General features: G+C 73.1%; 21 protein-coding genes. 12 read left to right on the top strand and 9 right to left on the bottom strand.

What is annotated here, in order from left to right:
* Positions 1–24: 24 nt before the first annotated feature.
* Positions 25–1,713 carry a serine/threonine-protein kinase gene (locus ABT085_RS13570; RefSeq protein ID WP_351605854.1) on the top strand — a complete coding sequence of 563 codons (1,689 nt, stop codon included), beginning with the start codon at positions 25–27 and terminating at the stop codon, positions 1,711–1,713.
* A gap of 196 nt (positions 1,714–1,909) precedes the next feature.
* A complete protein-coding gene (locus ABT085_RS13565; RefSeq protein WP_351605851.1) occupies positions 1,910–3,583 on the top strand; it encodes a serine/threonine-protein kinase in 1,674 nt (557 codons plus the stop codon).
* A gap of 77 nt (positions 3,584–3,660) precedes the next feature.
* Here ABT085_RS13565 and ABT085_RS13560 read toward each other — a convergent pair whose 3' ends face one another.
* Positions 3,661–4,638, bottom strand: a complete 978-nt coding sequence (locus tag ABT085_RS13560) for an AraC family transcriptional regulator (protein WP_351605848.1) — start codon at positions 4,636–4,638, stop codon at positions 3,661–3,663.
* A gap of 105 nt (positions 4,639–4,743) precedes the next feature.
* Here ABT085_RS13560 and ABT085_RS13555 point away from each other — a divergent pair, with 105 nt between their 5' ends.
* From ABT085_RS13555 to ABT085_RS13545, 3 genes are all read left to right on the top strand, one after another.
* Positions 4,744–5,664, top strand: a complete 921-nt coding sequence (locus ABT085_RS13555) for an MBL fold metallo-hydrolase (protein WP_351605846.1) — start codon at positions 4,744–4,746, stop codon at positions 5,662–5,664.
* A 214-nt stretch (positions 5,665–5,878) separates the two neighbouring features.
* Positions 5,879–7,516 carry a succinic semialdehyde dehydrogenase gene (locus ABT085_RS13550; RefSeq protein ID WP_351605843.1) on the top strand — a complete coding sequence of 546 codons (1,638 nt, stop codon included), beginning with the start codon at positions 5,879–5,881 and terminating at the stop codon, positions 7,514–7,516.
* Between the two features lie 78 nt (positions 7,517–7,594).
* Positions 7,595–9,430 (top strand): GMC family oxidoreductase N-terminal domain-containing protein, encoded by a 1,836-nt coding sequence (locus ABT085_RS13545; RefSeq protein WP_351605840.1) that lies wholly within the window; start codon positions 7,595–7,597, stop codon positions 9,428–9,430.
* Positions 9,431–9,582: 152 nt separating this feature from the next.
* On the opposite strand, the gene ABT085_RS13540 is transcribed toward ABT085_RS13545, so the two are convergent.
* Positions 9,583–10,677 carry an LPXTG cell wall anchor domain-containing protein gene (locus ABT085_RS13540; RefSeq protein WP_351605837.1) on the bottom strand — a complete coding sequence of 365 codons (1,095 nt, stop codon included), beginning with the start codon at positions 10,675–10,677 and terminating at the stop codon, positions 9,583–9,585.
* Between the two features lie 785 nt (positions 10,678–11,462).
* Positions 11,463–11,762, bottom strand: a complete 300-nt coding sequence (locus ABT085_RS13535; protein WP_351605835.1) for a chorismate mutase — start codon at positions 11,760–11,762, stop codon at positions 11,463–11,465.
* Positions 11,763–12,067: 305 nt separating this feature from the next.
* On the opposite strand from ABT085_RS13535, the gene guaA reads away from it, so the two are divergent.
* Positions 12,068–13,648, top strand: a complete 1,581-nt coding sequence (gene guaA / locus ABT085_RS13530; RefSeq protein ID WP_351605833.1) for a glutamine-hydrolyzing GMP synthase — start codon at positions 12,068–12,070, stop codon at positions 13,646–13,648.
* 15 nt (positions 13,649–13,663) lie between these two features.
* Here the strand turns inward: guaA and ABT085_RS13525 are convergent, their stop codons facing one another.
* Positions 13,664–14,131, bottom strand: a complete 468-nt coding sequence (locus ABT085_RS13525; protein ID WP_351605830.1) for a pyridoxamine 5'-phosphate oxidase family protein — start codon at positions 14,129–14,131, stop codon at positions 13,664–13,666.
* A gap of 216 nt (positions 14,132–14,347) precedes the next feature.
* Here ABT085_RS13525 and ABT085_RS13520 point away from each other — a divergent pair, with 216 nt between their 5' ends.
* From ABT085_RS13520 to ABT085_RS13510, 3 genes are all read left to right on the top strand, one after another.
* Positions 14,348–15,139, top strand: coding sequence for a class II aldolase/adducin family protein (locus ABT085_RS13520; protein WP_351605828.1), 792 nt, complete (start codon positions 14,348–14,350; stop codon positions 15,137–15,139).
* A gap of 211 nt (positions 15,140–15,350) precedes the next feature.
* Positions 15,351–16,628: a hypothetical protein gene (locus ABT085_RS13515; RefSeq protein WP_351605826.1), complete on the top strand. Its 1,278-nt coding sequence runs from the start codon at positions 15,351–15,353 to the stop codon at positions 16,626–16,628.
* A 233-nt stretch (positions 16,629–16,861) separates the two neighbouring features.
* Complete coding sequence (locus tag ABT085_RS13510) at positions 16,862–17,386, top strand: DoxX family protein (RefSeq protein ID WP_351605823.1); 525 nt, start codon at positions 16,862–16,864, stop codon at positions 17,384–17,386.
* A gap of 93 nt (positions 17,387–17,479) precedes the next feature.
* Here the strand turns inward: ABT085_RS13510 and ABT085_RS13505 are convergent, their stop codons facing one another.
* Both ABT085_RS13505 and ABT085_RS13500 read right to left on the bottom strand, forming a co-directional pair.
* Positions 17,480–17,722, bottom strand: coding sequence for a hypothetical protein (locus ABT085_RS13505; protein ID WP_351605821.1), 243 nt, complete (start codon positions 17,720–17,722; stop codon positions 17,480–17,482).
* On the bottom strand, positions 17,709–19,061 hold the full coding sequence (locus ABT085_RS13500) for a PspC domain-containing protein (RefSeq protein ID WP_351605818.1): 1,353 nt from the start codon (positions 19,059–19,061) through the stop codon (positions 17,709–17,711). Before ABT085_RS13500 ends, ABT085_RS13505 begins: the two co-directional genes overlap by 14 nt.
* A 167-nt stretch (positions 19,062–19,228) precedes the next feature.
* Between ABT085_RS13500 and ABT085_RS13495 the strand changes: the two genes are divergently transcribed.
* Complete coding sequence (locus ABT085_RS13495; protein ID WP_351605815.1) at positions 19,229–20,521, top strand: ATP-binding protein; 1,293 nt, start codon at positions 19,229–19,231, stop codon at positions 20,519–20,521.
* Positions 20,518–21,231 carry a LuxR C-terminal-related transcriptional regulator gene (locus tag ABT085_RS13490; RefSeq protein WP_351605812.1) on the top strand — a complete coding sequence of 238 codons (714 nt, stop codon included), beginning with the start codon at positions 20,518–20,520 and terminating at the stop codon, positions 21,229–21,231. Before ABT085_RS13495 ends, ABT085_RS13490 begins: the two co-directional genes overlap by 4 nt.
* Before the next feature lie 42 nt (positions 21,232–21,273).
* On the opposite strand, the gene ABT085_RS13485 is transcribed toward ABT085_RS13490, so the two are convergent.
* Entirely contained in the window at positions 21,274–21,894 is a 621-nt protein-coding gene (locus ABT085_RS13485) for a hypothetical protein (protein WP_351605810.1), read from the bottom strand.
* Positions 21,895–22,129: 235 nt separating this feature from the next.
* The gene (locus tag ABT085_RS13480; RefSeq protein ID WP_351605807.1) at positions 22,130–23,200 is read right to left on the bottom strand and encodes a C40 family peptidase; all 1,071 of its coding nucleotides are present in this window, start codon (positions 23,198–23,200) and stop codon (positions 22,130–22,132) included.
* Positions 23,201–23,710: 510 nt separating this feature from the next.
* Here ABT085_RS13480 and ABT085_RS13475 point away from each other — a divergent pair.
* Positions 23,711–24,064, top strand: coding sequence for a hypothetical protein (locus tag ABT085_RS13475; protein ID WP_351605804.1), 354 nt, complete (start codon positions 23,711–23,713; stop codon positions 24,062–24,064).
* Here ABT085_RS13475 and ABT085_RS13470 read toward each other — a convergent pair.
* On the bottom strand, positions 24,042–25,037 hold the full coding sequence (locus ABT085_RS13470) for an SLAC1 family transporter (protein ID WP_351605802.1): 996 nt from the start codon (positions 25,035–25,037) through the stop codon (positions 24,042–24,044). The genes ABT085_RS13475 and ABT085_RS13470 overlap by 23 nt on opposite strands.
* Positions 25,038–25,142: the final 105 nt, after the last annotated feature.

Genomic DNA, 25,142 nt, shown 5'->3' with positions numbered 1-25,142 from the left:
GCATTGCGGGGCAACGTGAATCAGATGCAGGGCCTGCTCCTCGCGGGTCGCTACCGGCTTGCCGACCCGATCGGCAGCGGCGGCATGGGCCGCGTATGGCGGGCGCACGACGAGTTGCTGCACCGGACCGTCGCGATCAAGGAACTGACCGCGGCGCTGTACGTCTCCGAGGGGGACCGGGGCGTGCTGCTCGCGCGCACCCGGGCGGAGGCGCGGGCCGCCGCGCGGATCAACCACTCGGCCGTCGTCACCGTGCACGACGTCCTCGAGCACGACGGCCGGCCGTGGATCGTGATGGAGCTGGTCGAGGGCCGCTCGCTGGCCGACGAGGTCAAGGAACAGGGGCGCGTCGAGGCCACCGAGGCCGCGCGGATCGGTCTGTGGGTGCTGCGCGCCCTGACCGCCGCGCACACCGCGGGCGTCCTGCACCGGGACGTCAAGCCCGGCAACGTGCTGCTCGGCAACGACGGCCGCGTCCTGCTCACCGACTTCGGCATCGCCCAGATCGAGGGCGACAGCACCATCACCCGCACCGGCGAGGTCGTGGGCTCCGTCGACTACCTGGCGCCCGAGCGCGTCCGCGGTCACGACCCCGGTCCCTCCTCCGACCTGTGGGCGCTCGGCGCGACGCTGTACACGGCAGTGGAGGGCCGCTCGCCGTTCCGCCGCACCTCGCCGCTGACCACCATGCAGGCGGTCGTCGAGGAGGAGGTCGCCGGGCCGCAGTACGCCGGTCCGCTGGAGCCCGTGATCAGCGCCCTGCTGCGCAAGGACCCCGCCGCCCGTCCGGACGCGGCGCTCGCCGAGCAGATGCTCGCCGAGGCGGCCGAGGGGCGCCGGCCCAGCGCGGCGCAGGCGTTCGTGCCCACGCAGCACGGCGGGTCCCTCGCTCCCGGACTGCGGGAGACGGGGACCCCCGCGACGTCGTACGGGCCCGCGTACGCCCCGCCGGGCGCGCAGCACGGCTCCGGGACCGGGGCGACGGTCGTGGGGCCGACGCCGCTGGGGCCGCCGGGCACCGGTGCGGTCCCGGCCGGGACCGGCCCGTCGGCGCGCTCCGGCAGGCGCCGGCTGCGCTCGATCGCCCTGGTGGTCGTGCTCGCCGCCCTGGTCGGCGGAGCCACGGCGGTGGGCCTGCACCAGTGGGACAAGACCCGTCGCAAGCAGGACGGCGCCTCCTCCACCGGGTCGCCGGACCCGACGTCGAGCGCGTCGGGCACGTCGGGTTCCGACCCGGCGGCGGCCCCCGACGACTGGAAGACCGTCCCCGACCCGCTGGGCTTCAGCATCTCGCTGCCCAAGGGCTGGAAGCGGTCGGTCTTCAGCGACGAGGGCGACCTCAAGCAGATCGACTACTCGCCCGACGGCGGCGAGCACTTCGTGCGGATCGCCCTCGACACGTCCCCGGACTTCGCCGATCCCTACCAGCACCAGCTCGACCTCGACCAGCAGCTCACCCGCCTGGTCGACTACAAGAAGCTCCAGCTGGGGGCGAACACCTACCGCGACCGCAGGGCCTCGCTGTGGGAGTACACGTGGACGGCGCTGGCCAAGGACACCAAGTTCCCCGGGCCGCGGCACGCGATCGACGAGGTGTACATCGCCCGCAACGGCGTGGAGTACGCGCTGTACATGTCCTCGCCCGCCGCTGACTGGCCCACCACACAGGAGCAGTTCAAGAAGCTGCTCCAGAGCTGGCAGCCCGAGGGGTGACGCCCTGGCCGGCCGGGGCGTTCCGGCCGGTCGTTCAGGCCCCTCGTCTCGCCCGGTGCTTCCGGCCGGGTGTGAACGACCGTTCGTGACCGGCACGTTGTGACGGATCCCACCGGTCGTGAATCGGCCCCGAGTGGGTGGATTTGGCCGGTGGGCGGCCCGGAGGGCGGGCGTCCGGTGCGGCATGATGAGACTCATGGGGACCGAGGGGGACGACTCCCGCGTGATCGCGGGCCGGTACCGGCTGGAGGCCCGGCTGGGTCGCGGCGGCATGGGCGTCGTCTGGCGTGCCACCGACCGACTGCTGGGCCGGCAGGTGGCGGTCAAGGAGGTCGCCTTCGACGAGACGCTCTCCCCGGAGGAGACCCGCAGGCAGCACGACCGTACGCTGCGCGAGGCGCGAGCGGTCGCCCAGCTGCGCCACCCGCACGTCATCGTCGTGCACGACGTCGTCGAGCAGGACGAACGCCCGTACATCGTGATGGAGTTGATCGACGGCGGCTCGCTGGCCGACCGGATCGCCCGGAGCGGTCCGGTCGACGTCGGCGAGGCCGCGCGGATCGGCATCGCCCTGCTGAGCGCGCTGCGCGCGGCGCACGCCGCGGGTGTCCTGCACCGCGACATCAAGCCGGCGAACGTCCTGGTCGCCGAGGACGGCCGGGTCGTGCTCACCGACTTCGGCATCGCCCAGGTCGCGGGCGCCACCACGATCACCGACACCGGTGCCTTCGTCGGCTCGCCCGAGTACACCGCGCCCGAGCGGATGTCCGGCGCCGGTACCGGACCGGCCTCCGACCTGTGGTCGCTGGGGGCGCTGCTGTGCACGGCGCTCAGCGGCGCGTCGCCCTTCCGGCGCGACTCCCTGGGCGGCATCCTGCACGCCGTGGTGTCCGACGACATCCGTACGCCCGAACAGGCCGCGCCACTGCTTCCGGTCGTACGGGGCCTGCTCGAACGCGATCCGGAACGGCGGCTGGAGGCGTCGGAGGCGGAGCGGATGCTGCGGGCCTTCCTGGAGACCGGCCGCACGCCGAAACCGGCGTCCTCCGGCCATACGCCGACACGGCCCGAGCACCAGCGTCGGCCCGAGCAGCAACGTCGGCCCGAGCCGCAGAGCCGGCCGACGCCCGCCCCGGCCGATCCACCCCCCTCCACGCGCGGGGTGCTGGTGGCCGCGCTGCTGGTCGCCGCGATGGCGGGGGCGGGCGTGTCCGCGGCGGCACTGCTGCTGCACGGCGGCGGCGACGGGAGCGGCACACCGGCGTCCTCCGCCTCGCACGGCTCCGTCAGCTCGCGGCCGGTCTCGCCGTCGCACGGCGCCACGGGCGCCACGGGTTCCACCGGCTCCCCGGCCTCCGCCCCCGCCTCCGGCACGGACACCGCGACCGTCACGCACTCGCCGGCCCCCGCGTCCGAGAACGGCCCCACCGCCCCGTCCGGCTACCGGGTCGCCGACGACCCGGCCGGCTTCTCGCTCGCGGTGCCGGACGACTTCACCCGCAAGACCCAGGACGGGCGGATCTTCTACATGTCACCGGGGGAGGTCTTCCGGCTCGGCATCAAGGTGACCGGCACCGAACCGGGCGGCCCGCTCGCGGTGATGCGGCGCGCCGCCGCCGAGGGCCCGGACACCAACCCCGGCTACCACGACGGCCGGGTCGTCGAGACCGCCCACAACGGACGGCCCGCCGCCCTCTGGGAGTTCAGCTGGCAGGGCTTCAGCACGGCCGAGGGCCCCCGGCACACCTTCGACCTGTGCTGGGAGGAGAACGGGCGGATGTACGACGTGTGGGTGTCCGCGCCGGTGGGGAAGGTGCGGGAGGCCCGGGAGTACTTCGACGTCGCCGTCGCCACGTTCGTACGGGCCTGACGTCCGGCGTCCGCCGGAATTCCGGCGGTACGGGCCCGACGTCCGGCGTCCGTCGGAATCCCGGCCGGCCGGGACGGTCAGGGGTGCCGCTCGGGGCCCGGTAGCCGGTACTTCCCGGGCGTGACGCCGAACTCCCGGCTGAACGCGTGCGAGAGGGCGTAGGGGCTGCTGTATCCGGTCCGGCGGGCCACCGAGGCCAGCGGCGCGTCCGAGCTCCGCAGCAGCGTCGCCGCCAGGGTCAGCCGCCACCAGGTGAGATACGCCATCGGCGGCCGGCCCACGAGCCCGGTGAAGCGGCGGGCCAGGGTGGCGCGGGAGACGCCCGCCTCGGCGGCCAGGCGTTCGTTGCTCCAGGGGGCGGCCGGGTCGGAGTGCAGGGCGCGCAGGGCGGCCGTGGTCACGGGATCGCTCAGCACCGCCGGCCATGCGCCCGCCTCCGCGTCCGCCGTCCAGGCGCGGACCATGTAGACGAGCAGGAGGTCGAGCAGGCTCGGCACGGCGAGGCAGGAACCGGGGCGCCGGTCGTCCAGCTCGCGGGCGAGCAGGTCCACGGCGGTGCGGAGTTCGGGGTGCTCGCCGACCCGGTTGGGCAGATGCACCACCTCCGGCAGCTCGGCCATCAGAGGGTGCGCCCGGCTGCGGTCCAGGCGGTACTTCCCGCACAGCAGCTCGGTCGCCCGCCCGGCGCCGCCGGGACTGCCGATCCCGAAGCCGAAGCCGATGCCGGTGTCGATGCCGGTTCCGGTTCCGGGTCCGGGGCCGATTCCGTGCACCTCCTCGAACGGCACCGCCCGGCCCGCCTCCGCCGAGTCCACCGGTCCGTCGGCCAGCACATGGCCCGTCCCGTGCGGCAGCAGCACCGCGTCGCCCGGACCCAGGGCGACCGGCTCGCCTCCGCCGTCCGGCAGCAGCCAGCAGCTGCCCGCCAGCACCACGTGGAAGCCGGCTCCCTCGTACGGGGCGAGCCGGGTGCACCAGCGTCCGCGCACCCGCAGCCGCTGGGAGGAGGGGCGCCCGATGCGCATGGCGGAGATCGCGTCGCTGACCACGTCCATGGGGTCAGCCTAGGCGTCTGGAGGCTTGCTGTTGAGACGTTCGCGTATCGGCAGGAGCCGATCAGGCATCGTGATGCTCACCGGGTCCTTCCTAGGCTTGCCGCCATGACCGATGAACACGTGCAGAGTCTCACCCTCGGCGACGTCGAGATCCTCCGTATCGTCGAGTGGCAGGCCCCCTACGCGCCGACCCGCGCCCTCGTCCCGGACTGCGGCCCCGAGGTCTGGCAGGAGCACCGGGAACTGCTGGCCCCCGACCACTGGGAGCCGGACGGCGATCTGGCCGTGGTCGCCCTCCAGACCTGGGTGGTGCGCTCCGGCGGACGGACCGTACTGGTGGACACCGGTGTGGGCAACGACCGTGAACGGCCCGGGAATCCCCTGTTCCACCGGCGCCGAGGGGACTTCCTGGGGCGGCTGGCCCGGGCCGGTGTCCGCCCCGAGGACGTCGACGTCGTCGTCAACACCCACCTGCACGGCGACCACGTCGGCTGGAACACCCGGGCCGAGGCGGGGGAGTGGGTGCCCGCCTTCCCCCGGGCCCGTTATCTGATCCCGGCCGCCGACGACGCCCACTTCGGCCCCACGGGCGGCTACGGGGGCGGCGTACGGGTGGACGACCGGCTGACCTACGAGGACAGCGTCGCGCCCGTGCACCGCGCCGGGCAGGTCCGGCTCTGGGAGGGCGTCCACCGTGTCGACGCGCACCTCACCCTGGAGTCCGTCCCCGGTCACACCCCCGGCTCCGCCGTTCTGCGGGTCGCCTCCCGGGGCGAGCGGGCGGTGTTCGTCGGGGATGTGCTGCACAGCCCGGTGCAGATCGTGCACCCCGAGTGCAGCAGCTGCTTCTGCCTCGATCCGCGCCGGGCCGCGGCAGGCCGCCGCCGTGTCCTCGAACGGGCCGCGGAACTGGGCGAGCTGGTCATCCCTGCGCACTTCGGCGGCACCGGAGTGATGGAGGTACGGCGCCGGGGCGACGCGTTCACGCCCGTGCCCTGGGCCGGACAGCCCGGGCGGGCCGGATAGCCCCAGGTGAACCGGTCGGCCCCGGGCGGGACGGATCCTGGGCGGCTCCGGAAGCGGCGAAGTTCGCGGACGGCCGTGAACGGCTGGAGATCGGGGGGAACACGCCCTGATCAGCGCCTTTGTTGCCAGTGACCACTGGCGACATGTGTGTACTCGGTGAATCCCGATTACCGACGGGTACCCAAAGCCTCCGCACCGGAATACCCTGCGGCTCATGACGGACTCGCAGGCCCCGGAGAAGACCGGTACGGGTACCCCCGGACAGACCGGCACCAACCCCCTCGCCCCCGCTCCCGCGGGCGCCCGCACCGCTGCCGACGTGGTCACCCCCGAGCTGGTCGCCCAGCTGACCAAGGGCGTGGCCGGCTCGGGCCGAACCGCCAACCACACGCCGTTCACCGGCGAGAAGCTGGCCGATCTGCCCGAGTCCACGCCCGAGGACGTCCGCCGGGCCTTCGAGGCGGCGCGCGCCGCCCAGGCCGTCTGGGAGAAGACACCCGTGCGGCAGCGGGCCGCCGTCCTGCTCCGCTTCCACGACCTCGTCCTCGCCCGCCAGGCCGAGGTGCTGGACCTGATCCAGCTGGAGACCGGCAAGGCCAGGCTGCACGCCCACGAGGAGGTGCAGGCCGTCGCCGTCGCCGCCCGTCACTACGGCCGCAAGGCGCCGGCCTATCTGCGGCCCAAGCGGCACGCGGGCGCCATGCCCACCCTCACCAGGGTCACCGAGCTGCGCCACCCGCGTGGTGTCGTCGGCCAGATCGCGCCCTGGAACTACCCGCTCGAACTGTCCGTCGGCGACGCCCTGCCGGCCTTCGTCGCGGGCAACGCGGTCGTGATGAAGCCGGACACCGAGACCTGCCTGACCGCCCTGTGGGCCCGTGACCTGCTCATCGAGGCCGGGCTGCCCGCCGATGTCTTCCAGGTCGTCCTCGGCGACGGACCGGTGGTCGGCCCCGAGGTCGTCAAGCACGCCGACTACGTCTCCTTCACCGGCTCCACCCGCACCGGCCGCGAGGTCGCCCAGGGCGCCGCAGCCCGGCTGGTGGGCGTCTCCCTCGAACTCGGCGGCAAGAACGCCATGCTGGTGCTGGAGGACGCGGACATCGAGAAGGCGGCCGCGGGCGCCGTCCGTGCCTGCTTCTCCTCCGCCGGCCAGCTCTGCATCTCCATCGAGCGGCTGTACGTCCACGAGTCGATCGCGGACGCCTTCCTGGAGCGCTTCGCCGCCCGCACCCGGGCCATGCGCCTGGGCACCTCCCTCGCCTACGGCGCCGACATGGGCTCGCTGGTCGGCGAGCGCCAGCTGGAGACCGTGAAGCGGCATGTGGAGGAGGCCGTCACCAAGGGCGCCAAGGTCGTCGCGGGCGGGGTCGCCCGCCCGGACATCGGCCCCTACTTCTTCGAGCCGACCATCCTCGACGGCGTCGAGGCCCCGATGTCCGTGTGCACGGAGGAGACCTTCGGCCCGGTCGTCTCGATCTACCGCTTCACGTCCGACGACGAGGCGGTCGAGCACGCCAACTCCACGCCGTACGGCCTGAACTCTTCGGTCTGGACGAAGGACGGCCGGCGCGGCCGGGCGGTCGCCGCGCGCCTGCGCACCGGCACGGTCAACGTCAACGAGGGGTACGCCCCCGCCTACGGCAGTGTCCAGTCGCCCATGGGCGGCATGAAGGACTCCGGCCTCGGCCGCCGCCACGGCTCCGAGGGCATCCTCAAGTACACCGAGGCCCAGACGGTCGCCCAGCAGCGACTGCTGCCGATGGCGCCCGCGCTGGGGATGAGCGACGAGAAGTACGCGGAGTTCATGAGCCGGAGCCTGAAGGTCATGAAGGCGTTCCGCTTCCGCTAGCCCGCCGCCCGCCGCCCGCCGCCCGCCGCCGGACGTCCGCGCCCACCGCACACCGGCCGTTCTCAACGAGGAGAGCACGTGTCACAGGAGAGCTCTGTCCCCACCCAGGACGACGACGGCTCCGGCCACGACTACGACGTCATCGTCGTCGGCTCCGGTTTCGGCGGCTCCGTCACCGCCCTGCGCCTGACCGAGAAGGGCTACCGGGTCGGCGTCCTGGAGGCCGGCCGCCGCTTCACCCGCGAGTCCCTGCCCAGGAACTCCTGGGACCTGAAGAACTACCTGTGGGCCCCCAGGCTCGGCATGTACGGGATCCAGCGCATCCATCTGCTCGGCAATGTGATGGTGCTGGCGGGCGCGGGGGTCGGCGGCGGCTCCCTCAACTACGCCAACACCCTGTACGTCCCGCCGAAGCCCTTCTTCGACGATCCCCAGTGGCGTGACATCACCGACTGGCAGCAGGAGCTGGAGCCGTACTACGACCAGGCCCGGCGCATGCTCGGCGTACGGCTCAACCCGACGATGACCCCGTCCGACGTGCACCTCAAGGCGGCGGCGCAGCGGATGGGCGTGGGCGACACCTTCCACATGGCGCCGGTCGGGGTGTTCTTCGGGGACGGCCAGGACGCGGACGGCGAGGCCAAGGCCGAGCCCGGCACGCAGGTGGCGGACCCCTACTTCGGCGGCACGGGCCCGGCGCGCCGCGCCTGCACCGAGTGCGGCGAGTGCATGACGGGCTGCCGGCACGGCGCGAAGAACACCCTCAACGAGAACTACCTGTACCTCGCCGAGAAGGCGGGCGCGGTCGTGCACCCGATGACCACCGTCATGTCGGTGACGGACGACTCGCGGGGCGGCTACGCGGTCGCCACGCTGCCCACGGAACGGAAGAAGAAGGGTGAGGGCCGCGTCTTCACGGCCCGCCGGGTCGTCCTCGCCGCCGGCACCTACGGCACCCAGACGCTGCTGCACCGGATGAAGGAGGGCCGGCAGCTGCCGTACCTCTCGGACCGGCTCGGCGATCTGACCCGCACCAACTCCGAGGCGCTGGTGGGCGCCCAGACCGACAACCGGCGCTACCGCCGGGTGACCGGCGAGCCGAAGGTCGACTTCACCCGCGGGGTCGCCATCACGTCCTCGGTCCACCCCGACGAGAACACCCACATCGAGCCGGTCCGCTACGGCAAGGGCTCCAACTCGATGGGCGGCCTGTCGATCCTCCAGGTCCCCTACGCGGAGGGCTCCTCCCGGCTGGCGGCCTGGCTGGCGAACGCCGCCCGGCACCCCGTGCTGATGCTGCGCTCCCTGTCCAACCGACACTGGTCGGAGCGGACCATCATCGGCCTGGTGATGCAGTCCCTGGACAACTCCCTGACGACGTATCTGAAGCCGAACGGCGTCGGCAAGGGGCTGCTCACCGCACGGCAGGGCCATGGTGCCCCCAACCCCAAGCAGATCAGGGCCGCGTCCGAGGCCGCGTCGGCCGTCGCCGCCGAGATCAACGGCTTCCCGGGCTCGAACGTGGGCGAACTGATGGGCACGCCGCTCACCGCCCACTTCCTTGGCGGCTGCCCGATCGGCGCCACCCGCGAGACCGGAGTCATCGACCCGTACCACCGCCTCTACGGCCACCCCGGCATCTCGGTCGTCGACGGCGCCGCGGTCTCGGCGAACCTGGGGGTGAACCCGTCCCTGACGATCACCGCGCAGGCCGAGCGGGCGATGTCGTACTGGCCCAACAAGGGCGAGGCGGATCCGCGTCCCGCGCAGGGAGCGGCGTACGAGCGTCTGCGTCCGGTCGAGCCGAAGTCGCCGGTGGTCCCGGCGGAGGCGTTCGGCGCGCTGCGGCTGCCGTTCCTGGGGATGCCCTCGATGCCCCCGAAGCCGGCGGAGCGGTCGACGACGGAGAAGTGACCGGCAGCGGCGAAGGGCCGGAAGCGGAGAGGGACCGGAAACGGAGAGGGACCCGAGCCCCCCTCCGAGCCCAGGTCCCTCTCCGCTGCCGGCGGTCCGCGGTCACGCCCGAGGCGTCACCCGGTCCCGCCGTACGTCTCTTTCGGCGTGTCTCACGCCTGCGCGTCGGCCTTGCGGCGGCGCACCATGAACAGCGCACCCGCACCGGCCACCACGGCGACTCCGCCGACCAGGCCGATCGCCGGCAGGGCGGAGCTGGAGCCGGTCGAGGCGAGCGTGCCCGTGGCCGGGATCTCGGCGGCACCGCCCTGCGGCTGCTTGCCGCCGGCCGGCGGCTTCGTGTCCTTGCCCGGCTTGGCGTCGCCCGGCTTGTCGTTGCTGCTGCCGGGCTTGAGCACCGTGAACTCGTAGACCGAGAAGGTGCTGTGCACGCAGTTCTTCTCGGAGTCGAGGTAGCCGCCGAAGCCCACGGTGAAGCCGTCACCGGCCGGTGCCTTGGCGGTGATGTTCACGCGCAGCTTGATGTCGACGGTCTGCTTGGGGCCGAGCTCCGTCTCACCGAAGTAGGCGCCGTCGCCGATCTCGTCGGCGATCGACTCCCAGACCTTCGTCTGCGGGTTGTAGTACTCGATCTTGGCGTAGTCGCTCAGCCAGTCGCCCTCGTCGTCGCTCATCGCGTCGTTGTCGATGGCCGCGAGCCACTGCACCGTGCCGAGGGCCTTGTCGCTGTGGTTGGCGGCGACGAGCTTGAAGTTGTGCCAGCCGCTGCCCGCGACGATCTTGCCGGGCAGGCCGGACACGTCCAGGGTGAGCTGGGAGTCGGCGTCGACGCCGTCCTCGTCGACCGGGCAGGGCTCCGGCTCGTCGGTGGGCTCGGACGACTCGGTCGAGCCGCTGCTCGGCGTGGAGCCCTTGGAGTCGGTGGTGGACCCGGAGTCGGGCGTCTTGTCGGTGCCGGTACCGGTGCCTGCCTCGCTCCCGGTTCCTGCTTCGCTCCCGGTACCGGCCTCGGAGCCCGTGCCCGCGCCGTTCTCCGTGCCGGTGCCGGTCGTCTCCGTGGCCGTCGACGTGGCCGTGGAGGTGTCGGCCCCGGCGTCGGGCTGCTGGCCGTCCGCCGGGCTGCTCGCGGAGGTCGGAGGCGTGGCGGGGGTGTTGTCGTCGGCGAACGCCATGGGAGCCGAGAGCAGCGCGAGCGGTGCTATGACCGCGGTCGCTGCCGCGGTGGCCAGAGCCCGGCGAATCTTCATGAAGACCTCGGTAAGTCCGGTGAGCTGCGACATCGTGGCCGCGGGACACGGTGGTGGGAGGCCTCCGCGTAGGGGGCGCGGGTGGCCCGTGAGTCGCATGGTTTGATCACCGGCGCCGGTGAATGGTTGTACGTCGTTCACAGACTTTTTACAACTGCGATCTGACCGCTCTGTTTCGGACATGACAAGAGGCCGCGCGCGGCACATGGTGAAGGGCCCCGAAGCACGGCGAAGGGCCCCGCGGGACGGAGCCGCGGGGCCCTTCTTCCGTCAGCACCGACGTCAGGGCAGCGCCGGTGCCTGGGAGCGGCGCCGGGGGGTTGCGCCGCTTGTCCTGTGCTGCCCTTGAGCCGCCCCGGGTCGGCGCCTCGGCGCGCGGAGGGCGCGGGGGAGGCGTACGGGTGGTCTCGACCTTCGGCGGTCGGACAGCGCGATGAAATGCGGTTGTGTACGGCGGGATGTGGGGCTTGCTACGAATCGTGCTGCATGGATGCGGCCTCCGCAACCGTTTGGCCCGGCATTGTGCATTTTTGCAGTTTCCCGCCGGTCGGCCCCGAGCGTCCCCGGAGCCGACCGATCTCTTGGGTGACCGGGCTGCTGTCCCCTGCCGTCCGGCCACTTCCCCGGAGCGAGGTCCCACGACGCACGGCACGATCCGCACGCCTCATCGCTCCGGCAAGCCACGCGTGGTCTTTCGGGCCCGCCCCTGGCTGACACGGACATCCTGACCAACGAAGCGGCGCTCGCGCCGGTCACGCTCCGTACGGGTGAGAGCGGGCCCGAACTCAGATGCGACCCCGGCACAGCTCCAGGAGCAGCATCGCGACGGACGTACCGGGCTTGCCCAGTGCCTCCCGGTAGTGGCTGAGCACCTCCATCTCGCGGGCGAGGTTCACGCGGCGGCCGCCGGACGCGATCCGGGCCTCCTGGATGACGGCCGAGACGGCCATCCGTTCCTGGACGAGACCGATGATCCGGTCGTCGAGGGTGTCGATGCGCTCACGGGCGCCGGTGATCACGTCGGCTGCCTCGTCGGTGCGGGCGCCGGTCCTGTCGAGTACGTCGGCCATGGTGGGGCTCCTCATCGGGTCGGTTGCGGCGAGGTGCCCCGGAGCGGCAGGACCCGGAAAAGCGCAGACGCCCCGGGCCTTGTCGGCCCGGGGCGCCTGGGAAGTCGCTTGTCAGTTGCTCAAGCAGCACGACCATGGCAGCCGGTGGGCCGGTTGCCATAGGTAAACAGGTAGGTCGTCTGCGTGAGCATGCGGCCAGTATGCACGTGGCGACGGCGCGCGTCCATGTCGGGTCCGTCACCGGCACGGGCGGCCGTCCGCGCCCACCCCGGTAGAATCGGTACCACAGACCCCTTGCCCAGCCCGCCGGAAGGCAACCCGTGTCATCAGCGAGTCCCGCCGCCGCCGCTCCCGACACCGTTCTGGTCGTCGACTTCGGCGCGCAGTACGCCCAGCTCATCGCCCGTCGAGTCCGCGAGGCGCGGGTCTACAGCGAGATCGTGCCGAGCACCATGCCGGTCGCGGAGATGCTCGCGAAGAACCCGGCGGCGATCATCCTCTCCGGCGGCCCCTCGTCCGTGTACGAGGAGGGCGCCCCCCGCCTCGACCGCGCGCTGTTCGAGGCCGGCGTCCCCGTCTTCGGCATGTGCTACGGCTTTCAGCTGATGGCCCAGGTCCTCGGCGGCACCGTCGACAACACCGGCGCCCGCGAGTACGGCCGCACCGACCTGCACGTCTCCAAGTCGGGCTCCACCCTCTTCGAGGGCACCCCGGACGAGCAGCACGTGTGGATGTCGCACGGCGACGCCTGCTCCGCCGCCCCCGAGGGCTTCACCGTCACGGCCTCCACCGACGTCGTCCCGGTCGCCGCCTTCGAGAACGACGAGAAGAAGCTCTACGGCGTCCAGTACCACCCCGAGGTCATGCACTCCACGCACGGCCAGCTGGTGCTGGAGCACTTCCTCTACCGCGGCGCGGGCCTCACCCCCTCCTGGACCACCGGCAACGTGATCGAGGAGCAGGTCGCCCTCATCCGCGAGCAGGTCGGCGACAAGCGCGCCATCTGCGGTCTGTCCGGCGGTGTGGACTCCGCGGTCGCCGCGGCCCTCGTCGCGCGCGCCATCGGTGACCAGCTGACCTGCGTGTACGTCGACCACGGTCTGATGCGCAAGGGCGAGACCGAGCAGGTCGAGAAGGACTTCGTCGCCGCGACCGGCGTCAAGCTGGTCGTCGTCGACGCCGAGGAGCGCTTCCTCACCGCGCTGAAGGGCGTCTCCGACCCGGAGGAGAAGCGGAAGATCATCGGCCGCGAGTTCATCCGCGTCTTCGAGCAGGCGCAGGCCGAGATCATCGCGGACGCGGGCCCGGCCGTGGAGTTCCTCGTCCAGGGCACGCTCTACCCGGACGTCGTCGAGTCCGGCGGCGGCACCGGCACGGCGAACATCAAGTCCCACCACAACGTCGGCGGCCTCCCCGAGGACCTGGAGTTCCAGCTCGTCGAGCCGCTGCGCAAGCTCTTCAAGGACGAGGTGCGGATGGTCGGCCAGGAGCTAGGGCTCCCGGAGGAGATCGTCCAGCGCCAGCCCTTCCCCGGCCCCGGCCTCGGCATCCGGATCGTCGGCGAGGTCACCAAGGACCGTCTCGACCTGCTTCGCGACGCCGACGCCATCGCCCGCGAGGAGCTGACGGCGGCCGGCCTCGACCGCGAGATCTGGCAGTGCCCGGTGGTCCTGCTCGCGGACGTCCGCAGCGTCGGCGTCCAGGGCGACGGCCGCACCTACGGTCACCCGATCGTGCTGCGCCCGGTGTCCTCCGAGGACGCGATGACCGCCGACTGGTCGCGCCTGCCGTACGAGGTCCTCGCCAAGATCTCCACCCGTATCACCAACGAGGTCCGTGACGTCAACCGAGTCGTCGTCGACGTGACCTCGAAGCCCCCGGGCACCATCGAGTGGGAGTAGTCCTCCCGTAGGTGATCAGGTCCGCTTGAGCGTCCGCACCGGCGCTCCGGGCCGCCAGACCTGGACGACCAGATAGGTGTCGTCCTCGACGTGGGTCCGTACGACCTCCGTCAGCTCGGTGCGGAAGAGGTGGAACGGCTGCGGCGGTTCCACCTCTTTCACGTACGCGCCCTTCGTCACCGGGTCGTCCACCTCGACCGCCCGTCCGCTGATCCGCACGTCGCCGCCGCCCATCCCGGTGCCGTCCCCGGGGTTCGCCTGGAGCGTGAAGCGCGGGTCGCGGCGCAGGTCGAGCGCCTTGAGGGAGTCCGGCATCATGCCGAACCACAGTTCGCCGGCCAGGAAGCGCACCTCCAGGCCGCTGGTGCGCGGGGAGCCGTCCCGGCGCAGCGTCGCGAGGACGTGATGGGTGAAGGCGCCGAACCGTTCCTCGACGGTTCCGGCGAGCTCGGGTTCGGCCGCGGAGAAGTCTGCCCAGGTCATACGGACCAGTCTTGCGCCGATACCGGACATCTGCTGTCGGGTATGGGCGAGCCGGCGGCCGGGCCGGGGACCGGTGCCGTGCCGGGGCACGCGATTTTCCGTGGCGCGCGGAACCGTTGTTTCTGTGGCGCGCGTCATCTTTGCATAACAGCCCTGTTTTCCTGCGCTGACCGACGGTAACTTCCGCCCGGTAAGAAACTCAGTGCTGGAGGACCTATGCACGGGACCCCGCCCCTGCCCCTGCCCACCGACCAGTTGCGGTTCGCGATGCCGCCGATGCACGACGCGCCCGAGGACGAGCGCAGGCATCGCAAGGAGCGGCTGGCCGGCGCGCTGCGGGTGTTCGGGCGGCTCGGCTTCGAGGACGGCGTCTCGGGGCACATCACCGCGCGCGACCCCGAGTTCAGCGACTGCTTCTGGGTCAACCCGTTCGGCATGCCGTTCAAGCACGTCACGGTCAGCGACCTGGTGCTGGTCAACCGGGACGGGCAGGTGATCGAGGGCCGCTACCACGTGAACCAGGCGGCGTTCACCGTGCACTCCCAGGTCCACGCGGCCCGCCCCGACGTCGTCGCCGTCGCCCACTGCCACTCGGTGCACGGCCGCGCCCTGTCGGCGCTCGGCGACCTCCTGGACCCGATCACCCAGGAGAGCTGCGCCTTCTACGAAGACCATGCCCTTTACGACGCCTACACCGGTGTCGCCGTCGACGCCGAGGAGGGCCGGCGCATCGCGGATGCGCTCGACTCGCGCAAGGCGCTCATCCTGCGCAACCACGGCCTGCTGACCGTCGGCGACTCGGTGGACGCGGCCGCCTGGTGGTTCCTGTCGCTGGAGCGGTCCTGCCAGGTGCAGCTGATGGCGAAGGCGGCGGGCCGTCCGGTGCTCATCGACCACAAGATGGCGGCGGCCACCCGGGAACAGCTCGGCGGCGACCTGGTGGCATGGATCAACTACCAGCCGATGTGGCAGGACATCAGCCGGAGCGAACCCGACCTGCTGAGCTGAGCGCCCGCCGGGTTCCGGCCGGGGCGCCGGCGCCGTCGTCGCCCCGCCCGTCCTGCCCGGACCTGCCGAATGCGCGCCATGTGTCGTAGGGCACAATTCGCTGTAGTCGCACCGGAGTTGTCCGTGGGTGCGAAAGCCGTGTCCGGGCGCTGCGCAGAGCCGCCGGTCCGGTTGGTCATGGTCGTGGTTGCGGGAAGGCAGGGCGTCGGGCGTGGCGGTGCAGGAGGCTGGACAGAGCGCGGAAACGGGCGCGCACGCGGGCGGCTGCACCTGCGGTGACTGCCCGCACGGGGCCCGCGAGGGACATCGGCGTGCGGTCGCCGCGTTCCTGCTGAAACGGGACGGGTTCGCCGCCGGGCAGGGGCTGCCGGCGGCAGTGGCGCACTCGGCCTCCGCCTCCCGCCAGTGGGTGTCGGAGGAACTGGCGCAGTCCGCCGAGGCCGTCGCCGAACGCGGCCGGGCCGAGGGCGGGGCCTGGCTGGCCCGGCTGTGGCGGCGCACCGCCGGCACCGCGTGGGCCGTGGTCGTCGCCCTGCTGCTGGCCCAGGCGCTGACGGCGATCGGCGCGGGCTGGACGACCGCCCGCACGGCGGGGCTGCTGGCGGCGCTGGTGGTGGCCGGCGCCCTGACCACGGCGTCGTGGTTCCACCGGACGCGGGGCGGCGCGCTGGCCCCCGTCATCGGCGACGACAACCGCCTGTCGACCTCGCGCGCGGTCGCGGCCGCCTGGGTGCTCTTCGTGGTTTACGCCGTGCTCGTGCTGGTGGGCCGGCTGGCCGCCGCCTCCGACCACGCCGAGCGGGACGCGCTGATCTCCGGCTTCGAACTGGCCCGCGGGGCGGGCGTGGTCACCGTGCTCGCGGTGGTGTGCGGGATCGCCGTCCTGGTGCGGCGGGTGGTCGGGCTGCGGGTGCTGGGGCAGAAGCTCCAGAAGGTGCCCGCCCACCGCCCCCGCGCGGCCGACCTGCTCACCGACGACGACGGACGCGGCACGTTCGCCGACATCCAGTACGTCGTGATCAGCACGGTCGCCCTGCTGTTCGGCGCGGTCCGGCTGGCCCGCCGTCCGGACCAGCTGCCCGACCTGCCCTGGGGGCTGGCCGTGGTGGTCCTGGTGTCGGCGGCCACCTACCTGGCGGGCAAGTACGCCGAGGGCGGCCGCCCGGTGATCCTCTCCGTCGTACGGGCCCGGGAAGCCGGAGACCTCGACGCCCCCATCCGCACGGGCGACGACATCGAGATCCGCGGGGCCGGCTTCGTGCCGCCGGGCGCACAGGGCGCGGACCGGCTGGCCCGGATGGTCGTCCGCATCGGCCCGGTGCACGTCCATGTGCCCCTGGTCCCGGTCGCCGGCGGCTTCAGCAACCCCACGGACGTCCTGCTGACCGTGCCGGTCCCGGCGGACGTGGAACCGGGGCGGGTGGCGGTGCAGGTCGTCACCGCGGCCGGGGTGGAGACCAACCGCTACGAGATCGACGTGACGGACTGACGCCCCGGCGGGCCACCGGTCCCGGGGTGGCCGGAGAGACCGTGCCGGGCCCTCGGAGTGGCCGGGGGCCGCGCCGGTCACGGTGTGCTGCCGGAGGGACCGTGCCGGTCACGGTGCGCTGCCGGGGGCGGGAATCGGAAAATCGACGCTGCCGGGGGGTGAGCCGCAGGCCCCTTCCGTACGTATGGTCTGTCCAGGGGCCACGTCACCGCGGCGAGAGGCGGCTACGAGCGATGACTCACGGCATGCGTACGGACACGCACTCCTCCTATCTCAACGGCGGCGGTTCCTTGCGGGACACCGCAAGCCGCTACGCCCTGCTTCCACTCCGGATCTTTCTCGGCGTCACCTTCGTCTACGCAGGGCTCGACCACCTCACCGACAGCGCCTTCATGAAGGCCTCCGGCGCGGGGTCGATCGGCCAGACGATGCGTGCCGTCCGCGGCTCCTCGGCCATCCCGGCCCTGGTCGACCTGGCACTGAAGAGCCCGGTCGGCTTCGGCTACGCCATCGCCCTCGGTGAACTCGCCGTCGGTATCGGCACCCTGATCGGTCTGCTGTCACGCCTCGCCGCACTCGGCGGTGCGCTGATCTCCCTCAGCCTCTGGCTGACCGTGAGCTGGTCCACCGACCCCTACTACTTCGGCAACGATCTTCCGTATCTGATGGCCTGGCTGCCCCTGGTCCTCGCGGGCGCCCCGGTGTTCTCCCTGGACGCCCTGCTGCGCGCAAGGCGACGGCGCGGCAGCTACGCGTAGCCGGTGGCGGGGCGCCGGTCGCTTCCCCGGCCACCGGCGCCTCACCCCGATCAAAGCCGGATCAGGCCGCAGCCCGGTCGGGCCGGATCCCGGTCAGACCGGAGTCCGCTGCCGTGCCCCCGCGCCGGGCCCGCGGTCCCGGCGCCTGCGCAGCCGTATCCCCTTGGCCACGATCCCTGCGGCACCCGCCAGACAGAGACCGCCCACCACCATCGGGATCACCGCGAACCACGGGGTGTGCCAGAGCCCGCCCGCGTCACCGGCGAACACCACCCCCGCGAGGCCCAGGAAGACCCCGGCGACCAGCCTCCCCGGCTGGAACTCATGACGCGGCACGAGCCACCTCCACCTGTCCCGCGCCGACCTGGAGATCCAGATCGAGCGTGCCGGCCCGCGTGCCGCCCGAGACGGGCGGCAGGGTCACCTGCTTGTGCTTGCCCGGTTCCACGTCCACGTCCTTTGCCTCGTCGCCCGGCAACTGGATGTCACCCAGCCCGACATCGATGCTCAGCCGGACCGTCGCCTCCGGCGGCACCACCACCAGCAGCCGGCCCACCCCCACACTGGCCTCGGTGGACACCGTGGTGCCCGGGGCCGGCTCCAGCCGGGACAGGTCCAGCGTCCCGACGCCGTTGCCCAGGTCGTACTTCGGCGCGACGTCCGCCACCGCGGCGGGCCGCCAGGTCGTGTGCGTCCAGTGCCCGTCGATGTCCGCGGGGAGCGCGGCCGCGGCCGCGAGCAGGGCGGCCGTGACGACCGCCAGGAACAGCGACCCCGCCCCGGTGCGGCCCAGCAGCGAACTGACCGCGATGCCCACCCCGAAGACGGCGAGCGCGCAGGCGAGCCCCATCTGGAGGCTGGTGCCGAACGGATGGTCGTGCCGGGTCAGACCGCTGCCGAGGCCTCCCGCGAGCAGCGCGAGCAGGAAGATCCGGCCGCCGATCCAGCGCGGCCCGCGCGGCCGGCACGGCCCGGTCCGCGGGGTGCCCGTCCCGTCCTGGCCGCGCACGCCGCTGCCGAGGCCGACGTCGACGGTCACGGCGGACTCGCGACGGCGCGCGTCCGCGGGCCCCCACAGATAGCCCGTGCCGCCGACATGTGTCCCGTCCTTGACGATCGGGTCGCGCCACCAGGACGGGTAGGACGCGGGCACCGGTGGCGCCTGGGCCTCCGGCGGGGCGTCCGCCACGGCCTGCGCGGCCAGCGGATCGGGGTCGGGGGCGCCGCGCCGCTGCGACCAGTACCCCGCGCCGGCGAGGAGGAAGGACAGGACGACGGCGAAGGCGAGCACCCCGCCGTTGTTCAGCATCGACAGGAAGACCCCGCAGCCGACCAGCGCGAACAGCACGGCGGTCAGCGCCTGGCCGTCGACCCGGCCGGTCAGGAGCTTGCGGACCTCGTTCTCGTCCTCGTCCTCGTACGGGACGAACAGCCAGGCGAAGCCGTAGAAGATCAGGCCGACGCCGCCGGTCGCGGCGAGCACCGCGAGCGTGATCCGGAAGATCACCGGATCCATGTCGAAGTGCCGCCCGAGCCCGGAGCACACCCCGGCGAGCGTCTTGTGCCGCCGGTCCCGCCGGAATCCGTGGGGAGCCGCGGGCGGCCGGGTCGGCGCGCCGCCCGGCGAGGCGTCCTCGTCGGGTACGGCGTCCGCGGCACGCGGGTGATCGGTCATGGGTCCATGGTGACGGCCGGGCCACCGTGACGGCAGCCGGGACGACCCTGGCCGGACCCTGATATTTCGGCTCCCCGGGGGCGCACGCCGAACCCGGCGGAGATCAGGGGAGTCTCGGGGCTCCACCCTGATGCCCCGGCCTCGCCGTCCGTGTGACCATCGGTGGCATGCCGGACGTCGTCACAGAGCCTCTCGCCGAACCGCGGCCCCCGCGCAAGCTCTACCGCAGCAGCGACGGGCGCTGGCTCGGCGGTGTGGCGCGGGGGCTCGCCGGGCATCTCGGGCTGCCCGTGATCTGGGTGCGGCTCGTCTTCGTCGGCCTGTTCATGGCGGACGGCCTCGGCGCCCTGCTGTACGCCGCTTTCTGGTTCTTCGTCCCGCTCGGCGTCGGCGGTGTGGGCGGCCAGAGACCCCCGTCCCTGGTCAGCGCCGAGACCTCGCCCGACGGCCGGCGCAGACTCGTCGCGCGCAAGCCCGACAAGGGGCAGATCGTCGCCCTGCTGCTCATGGTCGTCGTGGCCATGGTCTTCGTCAGCAGCGTGAACCTGGGCAACGGCGCCAAGGCGTACCTCCTGCCGGCCGTCCTGGTCGGCGCGGGCGTCGCCCTCGTCTGGCGCCAGGCGGACAACGCCCGGCGGGCCCGCTGGGTCGAGGTCGGGCGCCGCAAGCGCACCCTGTCCCTGCTGCGCGCGGTGGGCGGTGTCCTGCTGGTCACCGCGGGTGTCTCCGGCGTCTTCGTGCTCCAGGGCTCCGCGGCCCATCTCGGCTCGGTGCTCCAGGCGGCCCTCGCGGTCCTCGTCGGCATCACCCTCCTCGCCGGGCCCTACCTGGTCCGGATGACCCAGGACCTCTCCGAGGAGCGCCTGATGCGCATCCGCGCCCAGGAGCGCGCGGAGGTCGCCGCCCACGTCCACGACTCGGTGCTGCACACCCTGACCCTGATCCAGCGCAACGCGGAGAACGCGAACGAGGTGCGCAGGCTCGCCCGCGCCCAGGAACGCGACCTGCGCACCTGGCTGTACAAGCCGGAGGGCACCGGCAAGGACGAGGCCGACGAGCCGACCACCCTCGCCGACGCGGTCCGGCGCAACGCCGCCGAGGTCGAGGACAAGCACGGCGTCCCCATCGAGGTCGTGGTCGTCGGCGACTGCCCGCTCGACGAGCGGACCGGGGCACAGATGCAGGCCGCGCGGGAAGCAATGGTGAACGCCGCCAAGTACGGTGGCGACGGCGGCGCCGTGCAGGTCTACGCGGAGGTCGAGGGGAGGTCGGTCTTCGTGTCCGTCCGGGACCGCGGTCCCGGTTTCGACCTCGACTCGATACCCGCCGACCGCATGGGCGTCAGGGGATCGATCATCGGCCGCATGGAGCGGCACGGCGGCACGGCCCGGCTGCGGGCGGTGCCGGACGGCGGCACGGAGGTCGAACTGGAGATGGAGAGGGCGGAGAAGACGTCATGAGCGAGCCGACCGAGACGAACGGCACGGCGGGGACGGCGGGCGGGGCCGGGCGTCATGTGCGCGTGGTCCTCGTCGACGACCACCGGATGTTCCGCACCGGGGTGCAGGCCGAGATCGGACGGACCGACGAGACCGGTGTCGAGGTCGTCGGAGAGGCCGCGGACGTCGACCAGGCGGTCACGGTCATCACCGCGACCCGGCCCGAGGTGGTCCTGCTCGACGTCCACCTCCCGGGCGGCGGCGGTGTCGAGGTGCTGCGCCGCTGCGCCCCGCTGATGGCCGACGCCGAGCGGCCGGTGCGCTTCCTCGCGTTGTCCGTCTCGGACGCGGCGGAGGACGTGATCGGTGTCATCCGCGGCGGCGCGCGGGGCTATGTGACGAAGACGATCACCGGCACCGACCTGGTCGACTCCGTCTTCCGGGTCCAGGAGGGCGACGCGGTCTTCTCCCCGCGCCTGGCCGGGTTCGTCCTCGACGCCTTCGCCTCCACCGACGCCCCGCCGGTCGACGAGGACCTCGACCGCCTCACCCAGCGCGAGCGCGAGGTGCTGCGGCTGATCGCCCGTGGGTACGCCTACAAGGAGATCGCCAAGCAGCTGTTCATCTCGGTCAAGACCGTCGAGTCGCATGTCTCGGCGGTCCTGCGCAAGCTCCAGCTCTCCAACCGGCACGAGCTGACCCGGTGGGCGACGGCGCGCCGGCTGGTGTGAGCGGCGGGCGCCGGACCCTAGAGGATGAGGCTCCCAGGGGCTCTAGCGGTGCCCCGGGGCCGGTGCCGGGCCCAGTGCCCGCAGCGCCCACCGGTAGTGCCGTACCGCCTTCACCACGCCGATCAGGCCCGTCAGCCACAGGATCGTGCCGATGCCCATGCGCAGGGCGACATCGCCGTAGGCCGAGCGGCCGGGCTCCGCGCCCGCCGCGGTCGCGAGCGACGCCCACAGTCCCGTGGCGCCGATCGCCGAGGACGACAGCAGCCAGAACAGGCTGAGGCCGGGGGAGCGCAGCCGGGCGTCCGTCTGCGGGTGGCTGTCCAGGGCCAGCCAGGCGTCGAGGAGCCCGCTCAGCTGGCGGTCCCGGCGGATGGCGAGGAAGACGGCGACGACCGGCGGGGTGAGGGCGGCCAGGCCGAGGAGCACGAAGAGGGGAGCGAGGACGAGGCCCGTCGCGTCCGCCTCCTGCCGCTGCTGGAGCGGCAGCACCAGCAGCGACCAGCCGATGACCGCCGCGAGCGCCAGCAGCCACAGCAGCAGGACCCGGTGCACCCCGAGACTGTGCCCGCGCAGCTCCTCCAGCGCCCGCCACCGGTCGGCCAGCAGCGCCCCGCGGTCCGGCCAGGTCCGGTCGTGGGGCGGCGGTGGGGGAGGCGGCAGCATGGACCCGGGCATCGGGACCCTCTCGGACGGCGCCTGGACGACGGCGCGACGACGGACGGTGTACGGGCGCGGCACACTGCCGCTCCGCGCGCCGACGCTACCGTGCCGTGGTGCACTTGATCGTTCAGGCGCCGCCCGGCCCGGTCTCTTTCCGGCCGTTCCCGCGCGGTTCCTGACCGCCTCCGGGAGCGCCGGGCACCTCGTGCCCGTCCTCGCGGCCCGTCCGCCGGGGCCCTCACACGACCCGGGTCGCCCCCGCGAACGGCATCTCGTCGATGGGCGCGAGCCGCACCGGCGCCGAGGGGTTGGGGGCGTGGATCATCTGGCCGTCGCCGACGTAGATGCCGACGTGCGTGATGCCCGAGTAGAAGAACACCAGGTCGCCCGGGAGCAGTTCGGAGCGGGAGACCCGCCGGCCCGCGCCGATCTGGGTGTACGTCGTGCGGGGCAGCGAGACTCCGGCGGCGCGGTACGCGGCCTGGGCGAGCCCCGAGCAGTCGAAGGCGTCCGGTCCGGTGGCGCCCCACACATAGGGGCTGCCGAGCTTGGAGTAGGCGTAGGCGACGGCGTCCGCCGCCCGGGAGTCCGGAGCCGCGGCCGTGGCGGCGCCCGGCGCCTGGAGGCCGGCGCGGGCGGCCGCCGTCCCCCGCGAGGCCCGGGCCGTGCTGCCGCCGTCGCCGAGCGCCTGCGCACGCTCGGCGGCCGGCAGCCGGGCCAGCAGCTGCCGTGCCGCGGCCAGCTTTCCGGTGATCGTCCGCTTCTCGCGCCGCAGTTCCGCCTGCCGCGCCTTGAGCGAGGTCAGCTGGAGGCGGGCGGCCCCGCGCAGCTGCTCGATCTCCCGCAGCTGCCCGCGGACCCGGGCGACGGCGCCCGCCTGCCGGTCGCCCGCCCGTTCGGCGAAGGCGGCGCCTTCGAGGTACTGGTCGGGGTCGTCGGAGAGCGCGAGTTGCAGCGCGGGATCCATGCCGCCGGCGCGGTACTGGGCGGCGGCTATCGAACCCAGGGCGTCCCGCGCCGAGTTGAGCCGGTCCTCGCGGCGGGCCGCCTCGTCCCGCAGGGTCCCCAGGCGCTTCTCGGCGGCCTGTGCCTTCTCGTGGGCGCCGTCGTACCTCTGGGTGGCCGCCTCGGCCTCCTGGTACAGCTTGTCCACCTTGGCCCTGACCTGCCCCGGCGTCAGATTCGGCTCGGCGTGACCGGTTCCGTCGAAGACGGTCGCGGTCGCCGCGCCCGCGAGGGCGAGCGTGGCGGCGGTACGGACCGTACTGCCGCTGAGCGAGCGCGGGCGGGGCTTTCGGTGCGCTGCCACGTGGCCTTGCACGTCCTTTCGTACGACCGCCTGTTCCGGAGCCGGCCGCCGGGCGGACGCACGGCCGCCAGGGGAGCGGACGTACGGCCGCCCGGGGGCGGTCCACGCGTCCGGCGGCGGCCACACACAGGGGGAGCGGGCCGCCGCCGGACCTTCTCGGCGGTGGTGGCCGACTGCCGCCCCTGGTCCGGACGGCGGTGGGGAGCCGGTCACCTGGGGGAGGACGCTAAGCCCGTTTATGTCGGGTGGATAACGCCATGTACGGAACTGTCGCGATCGGATCGGAAGGTGACCTTTGGTGACCAGGACTGGCACCAGGAGCCGTCGACTTCACGCAGTGTGATGACCGATGGCAGGATTTCCGGCCGCGAGCGGGTTACGCGGTGCTATGGCGCGCATATATGCAGCAGTCACCGAGGCGCGCGGGCGGGCCGGGCGGGCGGCCCGAGCGCGGCGGCGGGGCGGGGCGGTGTCCGGCGGCACGGGCGCCTCTGGTTAGGCTCCGGCCTCATGGACGTACTCATCCATCTCTTCGTCGGCCTGCACATCATCGGCATCGCCGCGCTCCTCGGCGGCTTCCTCACCCAGATGAAGGCGATGGGCCGCGGCACCGCCCGCTTCGTCCCCGCGATGCTGCACGGCGCGGCGACGATGCTGGTCACCGGTGTGATCCTGGTCGGCCTCAACCAGGCCGACGACCACCCGGTCAACAACATCAAGATCGGCGTGAAACTGGCCCTGCTGATCGTGATCCTCGGCCTCGTCTACGTGAAGCGGGACGAGGAGACGGTCGACAAGAACCTGTTCGGCCTGGTGGGCCTGCTGACCACGGCGAACATCTTCATCGCGGTGCTGTGGACCTGACGTCGGCGCGGGCGGCCGCCGAGACCGCCCGCACCGCCGCCACGGCGACGGCGGCCCACACCGCCACCGCGACCCACAGCAGCACCTCACCGAGCCCCTTCAGCCACGGCACGCCGAGGGCCGAGGAGACGGCTGTGGCCGCTGCCGCCGACATCCCCATCGGGAACACGGTCGACCAGCGCAGCACGTCGTAGCGCAGCCGCGGCCACCGCAGCTCGGCCGTCAGCAGACAGGCGTAACAGCACAGGTCGAGGACGAGCAGGCCGACGGTCATGACGCGCAGGACGCCACGGTCGTCGTCGTTCCACAGATACAGGCGCGCGCTGTCGGCGGCGAGCAGCTGCGCCCCGGCCAGCGCGGAGATGCCGAGCGCCCCGCCGGCCACCCAGTGGTCGCCGGCGCCCTCGACCGTCTGGCGCGGGTCGAAGCGGGCCAGCGTCAGGACGTAGAGCACCAGCCCCAGCCAGAACAGCACCAGCGCCGTATGCGCGAGCCAGGCCGTCGACAGGGCCGCGGCGAGGGTCGCGGCCTGAACCGCGAGCCCCTGGGTGGCCACGCACGCGAGGAACACCGCCCCCGGCATACGGGGCCCCCAGTGCCGCAGAACGACGACGAGCAGCCCCGGCCACAGCACGGCGGCCAGCGCCAGCAGCGCCTCGGCCAGGGTCTGCCACCCCAGCAGCGAGAAACGGGTGCCGAGCACGGTGGTCGCGGCGACCGCGGTGAGCGCCGCCGGCGTGCCCGCCCGGCGCACCCAGGCCTCCCGCTCCCACAGCAGCTGGACGGCGAAGCCCGCCGCCAGGGCCAGCCAGGCGGCGCAGGCCGGCACCAGGGCGATCCGGGACAGCACCTCGTACCCCGTCTGCTCCAGTCCGACCGACAGGATGCCGGTCGCCAGCACAGCGGCTCCGGTGGCCGGCTCACGCAGCGCCCACCGGGTGCGGAGCGGTGGGGTACGGGGGGTGGAGGGCATGCGGTCGATGCTAAGGAGCGCCGCGCGTGGCGCGAGCGGGGCACGCGCGCGGGCGCCCGGAATCACCCGCGGTCGCAGGCGGCGCCGCCCCCACCCCCGCCCCCC

Origin of the sequence: Streptomyces sp. NPDC002265 (genome assembly GCF_040296125.1) — a bacterium.
Lineage (GTDB): Bacteria > Actinomycetota > Actinomycetes > Streptomycetales > Streptomycetaceae > Streptomyces.
The sequence above is the reverse complement of the archived record's forward strand: the minus strand, read 5'-3'. Positions and strand labels throughout refer to the sequence as shown.